Annotated in this window: 16 protein-coding genes; 10 read left to right on the forward strand and 6 right to left on the reverse strand. The window is 29.1% G+C overall.

Going from position 1 to position 16,453, the window contains the following annotated elements:
• Positions 1-170: 170 nt before the first annotated feature.
• Genes LBD57_RS06480 through LBD57_RS06505 form a run of 6 tightly spaced genes read right to left on the reverse strand, consistent with a single transcriptional unit; the run spans position 171 to position 6,124 of the window.
• Positions 171-1,283, reverse strand: coding sequence for an ABC transporter permease (locus LBD57_RS06480; RefSeq protein WP_373470520.1), 1,113 nt, complete (start codon positions 1,281-1,283; stop codon positions 171-173).
• 1 nt (position 1,284) lies between these two features.
• Positions 1,285-2,409 carry an ABC transporter permease gene (locus tag LBD57_RS06485; protein ID WP_373470521.1) on the reverse strand — a complete coding sequence of 375 codons (1,125 nt, stop codon included), beginning with the start codon at positions 2,407-2,409 and terminating at the stop codon, positions 1,285-1,287.
• Positions 2,406-3,323, reverse strand: coding sequence for an ATP-binding cassette domain-containing protein (locus LBD57_RS06490; RefSeq protein ID WP_373470522.1), 918 nt, complete (start codon positions 3,321-3,323; stop codon positions 2,406-2,408). The genes LBD57_RS06485 and LBD57_RS06490 overlap by 4 nt, the downstream gene beginning before the upstream one ends.
• A 20-nt stretch (positions 3,324-3,343) precedes the next feature.
• A complete protein-coding gene (locus LBD57_RS06495; protein ID WP_373470523.1) occupies positions 3,344-4,048 on the reverse strand; it encodes an ABC transporter ATP-binding protein in 705 nt (234 codons plus the stop codon).
• A 4-nt stretch (positions 4,049-4,052) separates the two neighbouring features.
• Positions 4,053-4,778 (reverse strand): efflux RND transporter periplasmic adaptor subunit, encoded by a 726-nt coding sequence (locus LBD57_RS06500; RefSeq protein ID WP_373470524.1) that lies wholly within the window; start codon positions 4,776-4,778, stop codon positions 4,053-4,055.
• An 8-nt stretch (positions 4,779-4,786) separates the two neighbouring features.
• Positions 4,787-6,124: a TolC family protein gene (locus LBD57_RS06505; RefSeq protein WP_373470525.1), complete on the reverse strand. Its 1,338-nt coding sequence runs from the start codon at positions 6,122-6,124 to the stop codon at positions 4,787-4,789.
• 135 nt (positions 6,125-6,259) lie between these two features.
• On the opposite strand from LBD57_RS06505, the gene LBD57_RS06510 reads away from it, so the two are divergent.
• The 10 genes from LBD57_RS06510 to LBD57_RS06555 all read left to right on the forward strand — a co-directional run bounded on the left by LBD57_RS06510 (position 6,260) and on the right by LBD57_RS06555 (position 16,210).
• The gene (locus LBD57_RS06510) at positions 6,260-7,093 is read left to right on the forward strand and encodes a GrpB family protein (protein ID WP_373470526.1); all 834 of its coding nucleotides are present in this window, start codon (positions 6,260-6,262) and stop codon (positions 7,091-7,093) included.
• Positions 7,094-7,289: 196 nt separating this feature from the next.
• On the forward strand, positions 7,290-7,802 hold the full coding sequence (gene coaD / locus LBD57_RS06515; RefSeq protein WP_373470527.1) for a pantetheine-phosphate adenylyltransferase: 513 nt from the start codon (positions 7,290-7,292) through the stop codon (positions 7,800-7,802).
• Between the two features lie 7 nt (positions 7,803-7,809).
• On the forward strand, positions 7,810-8,211 hold the full coding sequence (locus LBD57_RS06520; protein ID WP_373470528.1) for a hypothetical protein: 402 nt from the start codon (positions 7,810-7,812) through the stop codon (positions 8,209-8,211).
• 155 nt (positions 8,212-8,366) lie between these two features.
• Entirely contained in the window at positions 8,367-9,038 is a 672-nt protein-coding gene (locus LBD57_RS06525; RefSeq protein WP_373470529.1) for an A24 family peptidase, read from the forward strand.
• Position 9,039: 1 nt separating this feature from the next.
• Positions 9,040-10,608, forward strand: a complete 1,569-nt coding sequence (locus tag LBD57_RS06530; protein ID WP_373470530.1) for an O-antigen ligase family protein — start codon at positions 9,040-9,042, stop codon at positions 10,606-10,608.
• Positions 10,601-11,608, forward strand: coding sequence for a lysylphosphatidylglycerol synthase transmembrane domain-containing protein (locus LBD57_RS06535; RefSeq protein ID WP_373470531.1), 1,008 nt, complete (start codon positions 10,601-10,603; stop codon positions 11,606-11,608). The genes LBD57_RS06530 and LBD57_RS06535 overlap by 8 nt, the downstream gene beginning before the upstream one ends.
• On the forward strand, positions 11,598-12,632 hold the full coding sequence (locus LBD57_RS06540; protein ID WP_373470532.1) for a glycosyltransferase family 4 protein: 1,035 nt from the start codon (positions 11,598-11,600) through the stop codon (positions 12,630-12,632). The genes LBD57_RS06535 and LBD57_RS06540 overlap by 11 nt, the downstream gene beginning before the upstream one ends.
• The gene (locus tag LBD57_RS06545; protein WP_373470533.1) at positions 12,632-13,918 is read left to right on the forward strand and encodes an NAD(P)/FAD-dependent oxidoreductase; all 1,287 of its coding nucleotides are present in this window, start codon (positions 12,632-12,634) and stop codon (positions 13,916-13,918) included. The genes LBD57_RS06540 and LBD57_RS06545 overlap by 1 nt, the downstream gene beginning before the upstream one ends.
• A gap of 56 nt (positions 13,919-13,974) precedes the next feature.
• Complete coding sequence (locus LBD57_RS06550) at positions 13,975-14,604, forward strand: DUF4912 domain-containing protein (protein ID WP_373470534.1); 630 nt, start codon at positions 13,975-13,977, stop codon at positions 14,602-14,604.
• Between the two features lie 22 nt (positions 14,605-14,626).
• Positions 14,627-16,210 (forward strand): glycoside hydrolase family 57 protein, encoded by a 1,584-nt coding sequence (locus tag LBD57_RS06555; RefSeq protein WP_373470535.1) that lies wholly within the window; start codon positions 14,627-14,629, stop codon positions 16,208-16,210.
• Positions 16,211-16,453: the final 243 nt, after the last annotated feature.

A 16,453-nucleotide genomic window follows, 5' to 3' on the forward strand; every position in this document is an offset into this window, starting at 1 on the left:
TATAAGTCTTGTTGATATATAATCGTGTAGACTCTCCCAATTAAGTAAATGACGGTTTGCTTATGACGAAAAAAAGATTACTTGATGTTTTGATTTAGAGATAAGTAGCAAAGCCGACGATTTGGCTTTGCGTTGGGTTTTGAAACCGAGCGAAGAATCTCTTCTTCAAATTAATTTAATGTGGATTTAAATTTTTTAATACTGAACATAGATATAGTTAAAGCTATCAAAAAAAGTGCGCAACAATACTGCCAAAATAATAATAAATCGTTTCCTTTAAGCATAATGTTGCGTAAGTTGCTTGCAGCGTACATAATTGGATTTAAATAACATATCCAGCGTATGCTGCTAGAAATATTTTCCACTGGAAAAAGAATACCTGATAAGAGTATTGAAGGAAGCAAAATAATAAAACAACCTATCATTGCTTGCTGTTGACTCTTTGCCGCTATAGAGACAATTATGGCTAAGCTTAGTGCGGTCCAAATAAATAAAATTCCAGTAATAAGGATTTGCCAAAAATAACCTCTTAAAGGTACATTAAATATAAGCGTTCCGATAAATATGATAAAACATATTATGAGTACTCCTATAATTGCATAAGGCAATGTTTTTCCTAAGATAATTTCTAATGATGTTACAGGCGAGGAAATAAGTTTCTCGATAGTTCCTTGTTCTTTTTCTTTTGTTATTGACATACAACATATTAACATTGCTACGATAAATGTAGACATTACTGTAATAGCAGGGATCATAAAAGAAGCGGTGTCTAATGTGTGGTTATAAAGAATCCTAGTGTCTAATGTAATAAAATTGTTTGCGTTAGAATTTTGTTTATATCCTCTAATTACATCCAATGTTATTGCTTTAATGTAAACTTCTATTTGCCTTGCTCTTGCAGCATTTGTCGCATCTATTAGAAGTTGTATAGGTTTGCCTTTGTCTATTGCGTTAGCAAAATTTTCTTTAGGTGCTACAAGGACAGCTTCCACTTTTTTAGAAGTTATCGTTTTTTCTACATTAGAAAAATCCATGGAATTAATATTGTCTATGTATTTAAAATATCCGCTAGATATTGCTTTTTTTTGTATTTTCCTTGCAATATAATCAGAAGGTTTAGCAAAAATTGTAAACTTTATATTTTTCACTTCATTTTTTAAAGCAAATCCAAACATTATAGTTTGTAAAACAGGTAAAAAAAATAATGCAGCTATCATTTTTTTATCTCTAAAAATTTGTATTAATTCTTTTTTAATAAAGCCTTTTAATATTCTTGTCTTCATATTAAGGTTCCAGATCTGTTTTTAATTTAATACTGGCAAGCATTATCATAAGAATTGCAAATACAATAATAGCTAAAAATGGAACTGTCAAAGCTTTAAAATTTACTTTGCTTAAAAATAAAGTTCTACTTATTTCCATGAACCAACGTTGAGGGAAAACAGCTGTAAAATATCTAAATAACGCAGGCATATTTTCTATAGAAAATATAAAACCTGAAAATAAAAATGATGGTAATAAACCTATTGCAAAAGCAAACTGTACAGCTGCTTGTTGTTGCCGCGTAACTACGGATATAAATGTTCCTAGTGACAAGGCTCCAATAACATAAATAACGCAGGCAAAGATATAAATAAAAAAATTCCCTTCAAAAGGGATCTTAAAAATGAGTAATGAAATAATAAATATCGTTAGAATACTTAACATGTTTAAAACAAAGTATGGAATAATTTTTCCTATTACTACTTCTATGGGTTTGACAGGGGTTGAAAGCAAAAGTTCCATAGAGCCGTTTTCCCATTCTTTAGCTATAGTCAATGACATCAAAATTATCGCTATAAGGCCTATAATTATTGTGCTCAATCCAGGAACTATAAACCATCTGCTATTAAGTTCAGTGTTAAACAAAAAGTGCGTTCTTATAAATTGTTCGGGACTTTCTATTTGCATATTTAATTTCTTTGCATAGATTGCGTTAGCGTTTAATGCAATACCTGAAAGATAGCTGCTTAATATTCCAGTTTTTGCATTATCAGAACCGTCTAGCAGAAGTTGTACTTTTCCACTATTTCCTTTTACAATATTTTTAGCAAAGTCTTCCTTAATTATTAATATTGCCGGTGTATTATTCTTAAGAAGTCTATCTTCTATTTCTAACATAGAATTTATCTTATTAATTTCAAAATATGGACAAGATTTAAATATATCAATAAATCTTCTAGACATTTGAGAATTATCATTGTCTTGGATGCTTACTTTTATATGCTTGTAATCTAAATCTACAATAAATCCAAAAAATAAAACTAATATTAAAGGAACTACTAACGCCATAATCATAGTAAAAGGATCGCGCGTTATGTGTTTATATTCTTTAAATACGATTGCTTTTACAATTGTCTTAGATATCATTTTCTTGAAATTGCCTTTATAAATACGTCTTCAAGACTAGGTTGAACTATTTTATAATCTATAAAATTCTTTTCTTTATCAAAAAAACGTTGACATTCTTCAAAGTCATCTACTGAAAACTTTATACTATTGCCATAATAATTGATATTACTTGCGAAGTTAACGGATTTAATTTTTTCTTTTAGTAAAGCGAAGTTTCCATTTTTTGGAGTGATCTTGTACAAGGCAGTTTTAAAAAATTGTTTTTTTAATTCTTTAGGCGTTCCAATGGCAACAATTTTCCCAGTTTGCATAAGAACTACTCTGTCGGAATATTCAGCTTCATCCATATAATGCGTAGTGATAAAAATAGTTTTGCCATTTATCGCTAGTTTTTTTATAAGTTGCCAAAATTTTAATCTTATTTTCGGAGCAACTCCTGCAGTGGGCTCATCTAAAAATATTAAATCTGAGTTATGAAGCATAGCTGCACATAAGGATAGCATCTGTTTGATTCCAAGTGGAAGATTATTTACTATTGTATTTTCATCTCCTTTAAAATCTATAAAATTAAAAAGTTTTTGAGTTTCTTCTTTCATTTTTTTGTCACTCATATTGTAAAGAGCGCCTGCAAATTCTAAATTTTCTTTAATAGATAAGTCTTTGTAAAGAGTAAATTTTTGTGACATGTAACCAATATTATTTTTAATTAAATGTGTGCTATTTGATACATCTTTGCCATATACATGGATTTTTCCTGAAGTTGGGGTTAATATACCACAAAGAGTTCTTATGGTGGTAGTTTTCCCGGCACCGTTTGCTCCTAGAAATCCAAAAATTTCGCCTTTGTTTACACTAAAAGAGATATCATCAACTGCTTTAAAATTGCCGAAAGCTATGGTTAAATTTTTTACTTCTATTATAGGCAGATTCATGTATTAGAATTGTCCTTTTTTTAAAACAGGTCTTCTATTTTGTTTATATGGTATTTTTCCATGATGCCTAAAGGATTATCACTTGCTAAAAGACTTCCTTCATTTAAAATATGTATTTTATTTGCCTGTTCAGCTTCATCCATATAAGAAGTGGACATAATAATAGTCATATTGTTTTTAGCAAAAGTGTAAATAAGGTCCCACAGTTCTCTACGACTTAAAGGATCTACTCCTATAGTGGGCTCATCAAGTAACAAAAGTTTTGGCCTATTAAGCAAAACACACATGAGCCCTAGTTTTTTGTACATACCACCTGAAAGAGAACCTGCTTTTCTTTCTTTAAATTGAGCCATATTGGTTGCCTTGTATAGTTGTTGACAACGTTCTTGAAAGTCTCTGTTGTTTATTTTGTATAACTCTTTAAAAAACTCTAAATGTTCTTGACAACTTAAGTCTGGATAAAGGCTTGGTTCTTGAGGGAAATATCCTAAATAATCTTTTACAGTACTTAACTTTTTCTTTCCTAGCGTATAATTTATACTGCCATTGTCCGTTTTAAGCAAGCCTGCAAGAATACGAATAAGTGTAGTTTTTCCAGCGCCATTTGGCCCTATAATGCTGTGTATGAGAGAATCTTCAAATGAAACTGTGACATTATTCAATGCTTTTGTAGAAGAGAGGGTTTTTGTTACATCATTTACGCTAATAGAAATGCAATTATTCATATAATTAAAATTTAACTTCTAGGGTCATTCCAGGTTTTAAAGTTAACTTTTCATCATTATTAAAGCGTATTTTTACTCCATAAACCAATCGTTCTCTTTCACTTCTTGTCTGTACGTTTTTTGGAGTAAATTCTGCTTCATCATTAATTACATATATGTATCCAGTAAAATTTTTATTTATTTCTGGAAGATAACCAGTAACTTTATTGTTAATGTTTATGGAAGTTATTGTGTTATGTGGTATATATATCCATACATCTATTTCTTTTAAGTTGGCCAATGTAAGAACTTTTTTGCCAGATATTGCCATTTCTCCTTCGTTATAATACTTGTATAATACTTTTCCGTCTATTGGACTTTTAAGAGTCAACCAATCTTTTTTTATTGTAGCATCGTCATATTTGTATTTTTTTGCATCATAGTTTTCTTTTGACGTTGCGTTGCGTTTATAAATTTCAGACGCTCTTTCAAATTCTGTTTTTGCATAATTATAAGAATTTAAAATATCTTTGCCATCTAATATGGCTAGTATCTGTCCTTTTGTTACTTTATCTCCTTCCTTTACATAAAATTTTATTATGTTGTCAGTTATTTTTGGAGTTATATCTATTTCTATTGCTTCTACTGTGCCGCTATAAACAAAATTTTGATGTCTAAAAAATATTAGCGATACAGATAGTAAAATCAAAATTAAAATTAAAATACATAATATTATGATGATTCTTTTCATATAAACCTCTATTCTTTTCCAAGTCCAGCAATTATGGCTAGATTAACTAATTTTTCTATTTTTAAATCTATTAGTTCTATTCTACTTTGCGATAACCCAAGATTTGCTGTTTGCACTTCTAAAAACGTTACTTGGCCTAATTTATAAGAGATGTATATTAAATCTGAAATTTTTTGACTCTCTTCAACAATTTCAGTGTTTATATTTTGTTGAATGTCTATTATATAGAGTCGATCTTTTGCATTGTAGAAATCTTTTTTTAAAGTTGTTATAAGTCCCTTTTTTTGTTCTTCTGTCGCCTTGCTTGTTAGTTGGTTTGCTTTTGTTAAAGCTGTCTTGTTTGAAGATTCAAATATAGGCATTGATAGAAGTAAGTTAGCTGTGCCTTGTAGGATTTGTTCTTTCACTGGGCCGTTAGGGTATTGATAGTACCCGCCGCTTTGCAATTTTATAAATGGATATTTCTGCGACTTATAACTTTTTGAAACATTAAAATAATATTGCGCTATTTTTTCTAAAGACACTAGTTGCGGGCTTGATTCGTCAAAAATATACTTTTCATAAACTAAAAACTGATTCAATGAATCATTTACGTCGTCTATTTTAAGTATGCAGCTTGAGTTATTGGTATATTGTTTTTCATTTAGTCTGTAGTCTATAGGGTATGAAGGATCTACATTAAAATCATCTTGTGTAAGTTCAAATAATTCTCTTAAATATTTAGAAAGATTTTTACGGGCAAGTTCTATTTGATTTTTAGCTGTTAAAACCTGTTTATTTGCCATTATTAAATCCAGTTCGCTTTTGGCTCCAGATTTATAGTTTATTGATATATCTTTATATTGTTTTTGGGCTAATTTTAAACGTTTGTCCAATATATATATCTTTTCTAATGCAGCTTGAATTTGAAAATATTGAAGACGCACAGACATAATAATGTTTTTCTTTTCATATTCTAGATCTTGTAATTTAGATTCACATAAGTTTTGAATACTTTTATAACTATTGTTTCTTGCTCTATTGTCAAATAATATGTAATCGAGCGTTGGTCCTACAGAATAACCCCAATAATCGCCAAAAGTTTCATTAAATCCCATTATGGATAAATATGGTAAAACTGCAGTATAATTGCCCATTGCGTTTAATGTTAAAGTAGGATATAAAGATTGATTTTTAGATTTTAGATTTTGTTGTGCAGATTGAACATTATATTGCAATGCTTTAATTATAGGAGATTTTTTTAGCGCACTATCTTCGCATTGCTTAAGCGATAAAACTGTAATATTATTTGCGTATAATGGTATAAAATTTAAAAATAATATAAAATTAAAAATTATTTTTTTCATTTCCCCTCAAAGATAAGTAACTGTATAAATTTATAGAAGACTTGTCAATAATTTTAAAGTATAATTTATTACGATAACAGCAAATTAAAGAGGAAAATATCTAAGAGTATGATTACTGAAAAATTACAATCCAAAATGCGTATAGAAGTAGTTCCATACAATCCAAATTGGCCAGCGATGTTTGAAAATGAAAAAAGAATAATTCATGCTGCACTTGGTGATAACTGTGTCATGGTTTATCATGTTGGGTCGACTTCCGTTCCAGGATTAGCTGCAAAACCTAAAATTGATATTGTTGCTGTGGCAAAAGATGAAGGAAAAACTATACAAAATTTAGAAAAAGTAAACTATTTTTACAAAGGCGAATGGAATATACCTTTAAAATATGGGTTTGCTAAAAGGGGAAATACTGATGTAAATCTGCACCTATTCCTTGATAAAAATCATCCAGAAATTGAGTTAAATCTTCGTTTTCGTGATTATCTGAGAACTCATCCGAGAGTATGTGATGAATATGCGGCTGTCAAAATGAAAATCTTGCAAGATGAAGTTGCACAGCAAAAGGTTGGTAAATTATCATTTCCGGTTTATACATTAAGAAAAAGTGGTTTCATAAATAAAATCATAAGAGATATGGGATATAATAGATTGAGAGTTCTAAAATGTACTACTGAAGCAGAATGGAATACAGCAAAAGAGTTTCGAAAAAAATATTTTAATAGATTAGAAAGTGTAGATTTAATTGATGGAGAATTGGATAGTCTAAACCATGAACATTTTTTATTGTATAAGGGCGTAGAAATTATTGGATATGCAGATCTTCATATTATTTCAAAATCAAAAGCTAAACTGTATGTTCTTGAAACAGTAGATGATAAGGAAGCAAGTTCGTTTTTTAATGCAGTGATAGAGAAATGGGTAAAAGTGCGTGGATATAATCTAACTAAAACATTAGATACTTCGATTTAACCTTAGAGGTGAAAAATGGATAATTTTAGATATAAGTATGATAAGCATTTATAAAGATGCTGGTACAAAATGGGGGTATTTTTAGAAAAGAGTCAATTTATCAAAATCCTCATGTTGTTTTTAGACAGACCCGTAGATAAACAGTGGTGATAATTTTTTGACAAAATAGCTTGAAAATTGATATAAAACTTATATTATGAGTAAAGAAATTTTTGCAGTTTATCCCGGTAGTTTTGATCCACTTACAAATGGACATTTAGATATTATAACAAGAGCGTCTAAGCTTTTTTCTAAAATCCTAATAGCTGTAACTGATAATTGTAATAAAAAACATTCTTTTTCTCTTAATGAAAGATTAGAATTAGTACAAGAATCTACAAAAAATTTAGAAAATGTTAAAGTTGTATCATTTTCAGGGCTTCTAGCAGATTACCTAGAACAGATCAATTCTTTTGTTTTAATAAGAGGTTTAAGGGCGATTTCCGATTTTGAATATGAGTTTCAAATGACTTTGATGAACAGAACTTTAAACAAAAAAATAGAAACGATTTTTCTAATTCCAGATCAATCTTATACTTTTTTATCTTCTAGTATGATAAAAGAGGTTGCAATGCTTGGTGGGAATATGTCTGGGCTTGTCCCAAAGTGTGTTGCAGAAAAACTAGAGGAAAAATTTCCTAAACACATCAACAATGAATATACGAAATAGCATTATTATGACACTAGAAATATTATTAGCGATTTTAGTAATAGCAATAACTTTATTTCTTAGCGTTCCAAAATTTTCAAATATTTTAAGAAAATCAGAAGCTATTGCTACCAAAAAAGGCCTTGCTTCTTTAAGAAGCGCGATATCGTTATATTATAGTGACAACGGTGGTAAATATCCAGATGCTAATATTGCAAAAGAATTAGTTGAAAAAGGTTACATAAGGGAAATTCCTTATGTATATATTCCTGGACATAAGAAATCAAATATTATACATGTGAAAGATTTAGAAAATAATGTAGATGTTGGAGGCTGGGCTTATAAGGTTGATGATTTTAACGATTCTACTGGTAAGCATCAAGGGCAAATTTGGGTTAATTGTTCTTATGGTGATAGGGGCAACTTATAAATGGGTCTGTCTAAAATATATTCTTACTGTGCAATTTTAGATACTGCTGCGTTAAAAAACTTGTATTTGTCACACAATAAACCTTACGTTTTTTGCCTTGCTTTGTCGAAAAATTCACAGCAATTATATGTATTAGGGTTTTTAGAGAGACCCAAATGAGTTCTGGTTTTCTTATAGGTATAATTTTCTCTTATTATTTAGGGTATAAAGCAGGAAGTACAATATATAAAACTTTTCTAGTTAAATTTATTACAGCATTTTCTTTATTATTATTATTTTATAAATATTCTTTTTCAATTTCTTTCTTTTTATTTGCTTTTTTTGTTTACTCTTTAATTTCAGTTTCGGTCGTAGATTATTTCCATAAGATAATTCCTGCAGTTTTCCCTATTCTTATGGTCATTTTTGGTGTCATTTTTAGTTTTTTTAATGTATCTTTAGGGGAAAATATTTTTTTTAGATTTGTACACTCATTACAGGGCATACTTGTTGGAGCAGGTTCTTTATTTGTAGTTAGCTTTTTAGGAGACTTAATTTATAAAAAAGAAGTTATAGGTTTTGGTGATGTAAAATTAATGGCAGGGGTAGGGGCTTTTATAGGTTGTCAGAGAATTTTGTTTGCGATTTTTATAGCAGCTGTTTTAGCAAGTATAGTAGGTTTTATTCTAATAATAATAAAAAGAATAACCAGAAAAGATTATATAGCTTTTGGACCTTTTTTATCTTTAGGGTCATTTTTAACAGTATTTCTTCCACAACCCAGCATATTGATAGACAAATTTTTTTTTCTTGAAACACAATTGCTTACTAAATTGTTAGGAGCATAGTATGCTTTTACGGTCTAATACGGAAAATTTTAATTTTTTAGGATTTGTAATTGTTGTTGCTTTGGTTTTTTCAATGTTTTCTCGTTTTTTGTCATCTTTTAGTATATACGCTGCAATTTTTGTTTTTCTCAGTATAGTATTCATTTCATTTTTAAATAATTTCAAGTTTACTTTTAACAAATATAGTATTTTTGTAGTTTTATTTGTTTTAAATGTTATCATTTCTTACTATTTTGCAGATTATAAATACAACGTCAGAGGTGAGATATTTTTACTTTTAGGCAGTGTGGTAATTTATTTGTTAACTACTTTTTTAAGTCAGGCACAAAAAAAATTTATGATTAACGTTTCAGTTTTTATGGGTCTTTGGCTGTCTATATATATTTTTGCTTTTAATTTATCTTCTGTGAATTTTTTGAAGGCAAGTATGTCAACTTCTTGTGTTACTACTTACGTTTGTTTTTTATTAGTTTCCTTTTCCCTATCTTTTGCATTTTGGAATGACCAAGCAAAAGTTTATAAATTTTTACCCTATATATTATTTTGTGCAATTTTATTAACAAAATTGCTTATCCCAATAACTATAGCTTGCTTGGTTTTTGCTGGCTCTATATTTTTCTTAAAAAAGCACAAAATAAAGAATATTTTTTCTTTGAGCTTTGCTTTATTTTCTGTGCTACCTTGCTATTGGCTTTTTAAAACCAACTTTTTTAATAGTAAAATATTTATGTGGAAAACAGCCCTTTTTGTAATAGAAGATAATTTTTTAATAGGAGTTGGATTCAATAACTATAAAACTGTATCGCGTGCTTATGGTTTAATACAAGATATAGATATTTCTAACATAGATAATATATTTTTACAAGTATTATGTGAAAATGGGATTTTTGGTTTTGTATTTTTTATATTAATACTTGTAACATTTTTTTATTATAGTATTAGAAAAATAAAAGAAAACAGAGATTTTTATTTTGCCATTTTTGTTGCTAGTATATCTTTTTTACTTTATAATTTTTTTAATTCTTCTGCATTTATTTCAAGTAATATGCTATTGTTTTTTTCCATTTTAGCAATGCCTGTTAGGCAAGTTAAAAATATTAAAGTAAGAAAACGTAAAATAAATTCACATATTCTCATTTTATTGTTTGTACCTTTTATTTTTGCCTTAGGAAGATTTGTATATGCCAAAGAACAATATAATAAGGGGATTTATTATTTAGCTACTGCTAAATATCCAGTTGCACAAGAGCTTTTTATTAATTCTGTATGTAAAGACAGTTTGAACCCTGAAACTTTTGCTAGACTTGGAGATATCTATTTTTATAAATATCAAAATACTAAAAAAAGAATTTTTTTGGAGCTTGCTATAAGTTTATACTCTCGTTCTTTAAATTTAAATAATTATAATAGTAATTATTGTTATCAACTTGCGTGGCTTTATAGTTTTTATGGCAAGAAGGACCATGTGAAAAAGTATATAGACAAAGCTATATTGATGGATCCTTTTAATTTTCTGTACTATGAAAATTACAATACTTTAATAAGTTTAGGAGTAGCAAACGATGTTTAAAAAACATTTTTTTAAAATAATGATGGGTGTGGTTATAAGCTTGGTTTTAGTGTATTTAACTTTAAGACAAATAGATTTTACAAGATCGTTAGCTCTTATAAAAAGTGTTAATTATTGGTTTTTATTTCCGGCTTTAATAGTATATGTCTCTGCTTACATCTTTAGAGCAGTAAGATATTGCTTTATTTTACTTCCATTGAAAAAGACTAAAATATTAGAAAATTTTCCTTATACTGTTATTGGATTTTTTGCAAATAATATTGTGCCCCTAAGATTAGGGGAATTTATAAGAGCAAAAATAACAGGTCAATATTTAAAAATCTCTGGCAGTGCGGCTCTAGCTACAATTATAATAGAACGATTATTCGATATATTGATGTTTATTTTATTCTTTTTTTTAATCTTTCTATTTATGCCTTTTCCTGATATCGTAGAGAAATCTTTTTATGTTTTATTTGCTATTGGAATTTTTTGTTTTATTGTTCTTTATATAATTATAATTTATGAAGATAATGTAATAAAATTATTATCAAAAATAGCAATTCCAGATAAGATAAAATCTTTTATTTTAAAATTTTTTAATAAATTTGCAAGTGGTCTGGGTATACTTAAAAGACCTACTATCTTGCTTAGAGTTTTAATTTCATCTATTATTGTATGGTTAACGGAATCTCTAACTCTTGTTATTATAGCTCACGCATGTGGCATAAAGCTTTCTATTCTTGGAGCTATTTTTACAGTTATTATAATAGGTGTAGGGTCTATAGTTCCTACTATGCCAGGCTATTTTGGCGCTTACGAATTGATGGGTGTTTTGTCCTTATCGTCTTTAGGTATAGATAAAGATTTGGCTTTTACTTGTATTGCCATAAGTCATTTACTTACTCTTATAGGTATTTTCGGTCTAGGTTTTATATGTATAGTTAAAACTAATTTGTCTTTAGCAGATTTGTTTAATTTTGCAAAAGCAAAAGACGAGGAAAAAGAAAATGCTAAATGAAAATTTGTTATATTTATATTCTTTTTGTACAGCTATTTTAATTTCAGTTATTTTGACACCAATTTGTAGACTCTTAGCCATAAAATTAAATGTTTTAGATATACCTAATACAAGCGTTAAGACACATAAAATAAATACTCCTTATTTGGGCGGTATTGCTATAGCTTCAGCTTGGACTCTATCTTTAATTTTAATTAGAGTATTTACGTCTTTTCCGACACTAACTTTAAGAAATTTACGAGGCATCCTAATCGGTGCTTTCATGATGCTTGTTATAGGATTCATTGATGATATAAAAAAAGGTGGGCTAGGCTTTAAGTCTAAACTTATTGTTCAATTTTTGTCAGCAGCTATAATAGTGTTTTTATTTAATATAAAAATGAATTTTATTCCTGTCTATTGGTTATCGTGTTTAATGAGCATAGTGTGGATAGTTGGTATAACAAATGCATTTAATATTATAGATATAATGGATGGTTTATCTAGTGGTATAGCAGTAATAGCCTCTTTTACATTTTTGCTGATATCATTATCCTCTCAACTTCGTTATATCAATTTTTGTTCAATAGTTTTAGCTGGAGCATTGCTTGGCTTTATCCCCTATAATCTTTCTAAATCAAAAAAGATCTTTATGGGAGATACTGGCAGCTTATTTATTGGTTTTATAATAGCTTGTGTTTCTCTTGGCACGTCCTATTCTTCAGTAAGTGATATAGGTTTATTTGCCCCGATTTTTGTACTAGCTATACCTATTTATGAAACTGTCTTAGTAAGTGTGTGTAGAATAAAAAAGGGCATACTTCCGTTTGTTGGAAGTAAAGATCATTATGCTTTACGTTTGAGTAAAATAGGATTTTCAAAAAAACAAATACTTGTAATTACCTATACAGCTTGCTTGGTTTTTGCTGCTTGCGCTTACTTATTTACTGTTTTAAGCATGTTTAGTGCTTTGCTTCTTTTTAGCATGGTCGGTATTTTGATGTGGATAGTTAGCATAATTTTAACTGCTGTAAAGGTAGATTAATGAACAAAATTATTATAATAGGTGCAGGAATTACAGGTTTAACCAGCGCATATTTTTTAAAAAAACCTTATGAAGTTTTAGAGTCTAAACAATATGCTGGTGGACTTTGTGCTTCATATTATAAAGATGGTTTTACTTTTGATTGTTCAGGTCATTTCATACATCTAAAAGATGAAAAAATAAAAAAGTTTGTAAATAGGATTGCTGGAGGAGTTTTTGAAGTTAAAAGAAATGCCTGTATATATATAGATAAAACTTTTGTGCCTTATCCATTTCAAGCAAATTTGAGTTACCTTTCAGATAAAATAAAAAAAGACTGCCTAGATGGCATAATTAAAAGGAAAAGTGTAGACATACATAAGGACATGTCTTTTTTAAATTGGTCAAAATCTATGTTTGGCGATGGTATTACAAAGTATTTTATGGAGCCGTACAATAAAAAGTTATGGAGTTATAATTTAAATAAATTGAATGCTACTTGGGTTGGGCAATTTGTTCCAAAACCTGATGCAGAAGATATAATAAGGTCTGCATCCGTAAAAAATAAAAAAAAGTACGGATATAATAGCGTGTTTTATTATCCTAAACAAAATGGGTGTGGAGCTTTAATAGATGGTTTGTTAAAAAAAGTTAAGGTTAACTTTAACTCTAAAACAACAAAAATAGATATAAAAAACAAAGTAGTTTATTGCAAAAACGGTAAGTGCTATAAGTATAACAAAATTATATCAACTCAACCTTTGCTAGAATTATTAAAACAAATAAAGAGTGTTCCTAAAAGTGTAAAAATAACTTCAGAAAAACTTTTATATAGTAGTGTAAGATGTATAAATATAGGAGTAAAATCTACTAAAGGTGTGCCAGAAATATTAAAAGGTAAGCATTGGATATATGTGCCAGAAAGTAAATTTTCTTTTTATAGAATTGGTATATATTCAAATGTTAATCCAAAAAGTGCGCCTAAACATTGTTATAATTTTTATGTGGAACACTCTTCTTTTAGTAATATAGAATATAATAAAAATACAGAAAATATAATAAAAGACTTAAAAAAAATCAGTTTTATAAGAGATGATGATAAAATTATTGCTCACTGTACTGTTGATATACCCTATGCTTATGTTATTTTTGATAAGAATAAAGAGAAATCTTTAAAAGAAATAAATGATTTTTTAATTAAAAATAATATTTTCTCAATAGGTAGATATGGAGCATGGGAATACTCTTTTATTGAAAAAAACATTAGTGATGCTAAAAATTTAGTTGAGAAATTGAATTATTTGTAAAAAAAATGTAAAATTCATAAACCTCCTGCTTTAATTACATTGTTAAGGAATTTGCTATGACTTTTACTAAAGAAAATTTAAGTTCTAAATTAAATAAAGTCAACAAAGCGGTTTCTTATCAAAATTGTGATTTGCCAAGAACTTACAATGATACAAAGATAGTTATACTTCCAAAAGATCCGATTTGGATATACACGTATTGGGAAATTTCTACGCATACAATTGAAGAGTTTCAAAGCAAGGATGGAGAGCCTTTTAACATTTTATCTTTAGTTTTAAGAGTTTATGATATTTCATATATAGATTTTGATGGTTTTAATGCTAACAAATATTTTGATATAAGAATACGTCCAGATGCCTTAAGCTGGTATATAAATCTTGGGGAATATAATTGTTCTTGGTGTGTAGATTTAGGTTATTTTTTAAGAGATGGAAGGTTTATAACAATAGCAAGATCTAACACACTTACTAGTCCCAGGTATGGCATTTCAGATATTACAGAAGAACAATGGGCATCCTTAAAATTAGAGTTTGAAAAACTTCTTAAAATGTCTAACGATGTAAACAATTCTTTAAACTCGTATGATTTAGTAAAGGCTATGCAAGCGCACTGGGAGGAATTTTTAAAACTTCCTTCCAGTAAGGTGTTTGGCGGTTCTAGTTCTGGCCGCCCTTTAAGTTATTAGCTAAAAACTTTTTGAGGTTTTTATGAATAATAAAGGCTATTGGTGTTTACAATTGCATGCTCACCTTCCATATGTAAGGCATCCGGAGTACCATGACTTTTTAGAAGAAGATTGGTTATATGAAGCCATTTCTGAAACATATCTTCCACTTTTGTCAGTATTTGAGAAATTTGTGCGAGATGGTGTTGACTTTAGACTTACAATGACTATCACTCCTACTTTGTGTAATATGCTTGTAGATAGCCTTCTCCAAGAACGTTATTATAATCGTCTAAATAGGCACATAGAACTTGCGGTTAAAGAATTAGATAGAACAAAGGACAGAAAAGAGTTTCAAGATGTTGCAAAAATGTATTATGAACGTTTTTTAGATTGTAAAAGACTATGGAAAAAATATAATGGCAACATTCTTTTAGGTTATAAGAAACTTCAAGATTTAGGTAAAATTGAAATTATAACTTGTTGTGCGACGCATGGTTTTTTACCTCTAATGAATAACCAAAAAGCTCAAAAAGCACAAATTAGAGTTGCGTGTCAAGATTATCAAAGGCATTTCGATAAAAAACCTAATGGTATATGGCTTTCTGAATGTGCTTATTGTCCTGGCATAGATAAAATTTTAGCTGAAGAAGATTTAAGATTTTTTTTTACAGAATCTCACGCTGTTTTGTATGGGAGACCTCGTCCAAAATACGGAATTTTTGCTCCAATATATTCTCAAAATGGTGTAGCGGCATTTTCTAGAGATATGGAAACTGCTCATCAGGTTTGGAGTGCTCAGACTGGTTACCCTGGTGATCCTGTATATAGAGAATTTTACAGAGATTTAGGATACGATTTAGATTATGACTACGTAAAACCATATTTACATTCTGATGGTATAAGAAGAAATATGGGAATGAAGTATCATAGAATTACAGGGGGAGTGTCTTTAGGTGATAAACAACCATATGTCCCCCAGTGGGCTAGTGACAAAGCTCAAGAACATGCAGGCAATTTTTTATTTAATAGAACCAAACAAGTTGAACATTTATTTGAAGTTTTAGGTAGGCAACCTTTAGTTGTATCTATGTACGATGCAGAACTTTTCGGGCATTGGTGGTTTGAGGGGCCAGAATTTATAAATTATTTATTCAGAAAAATGCATTATGATCAAAATATTGTAAAACCTATAACTCCTATGGAATATCTTAATAAATTTCCTGTAAACCAAGTTGTAGATATTGCTGCTTCGTCTTGGGGCGACAAAGGCTATTATGAAGTTTGGCTAAATGGTTCAAATGATTACATATATAGACATCTACACAAAGCTCAAGATAGAATGATTGAACTTGCAAGTAAATTCCCTAATGCTAATGGAGTTTTGGAAAGAGCGTTAAAACAATCTGCAAGAGAACTTTTACTTGCTCAATCTTCAGATTGGGCTTTTATTATGACAACCGGTACAATGATTGAGTATGCTATTAAAAGAACAAAAGATCATTTGATTAGCTTTACGAATTTGTATACTCAGATAAATTCTAATTCTTTAGATGAAGTATACTTGCAGAGTCTAGAACATAAAAATAATATTTTCCCAAACATAGATTATAAAGCCTATTTATAAAATGACAAGACACTACGTTATATATCTTCTTTTATCGCTGGTAGCAACTATTTTTTTTGTGTGGGGAATTAAACTTTGCACAAAATGTTTTTTTTAAAACCGTGAAATTTTAAAACTTAATCATACCTGCCTTAAGGATTAGTGTAAGCCCTAGATAGTTGAGAACAGTGTTTCCTTCGGGGAAAAAATTCAATCATACTTCCTTGCCAATGCTTCAGCTACTTTTCGCATATTCGGCGCGAC

Source organism: Candidatus Endomicrobiellum cubanum, assembly GCF_031278955.1.
Taxonomy (GTDB): domain Bacteria; phylum Elusimicrobiota; class Endomicrobiia; order Endomicrobiales; family Endomicrobiaceae; genus Endomicrobiellum; species Endomicrobiellum cubanum.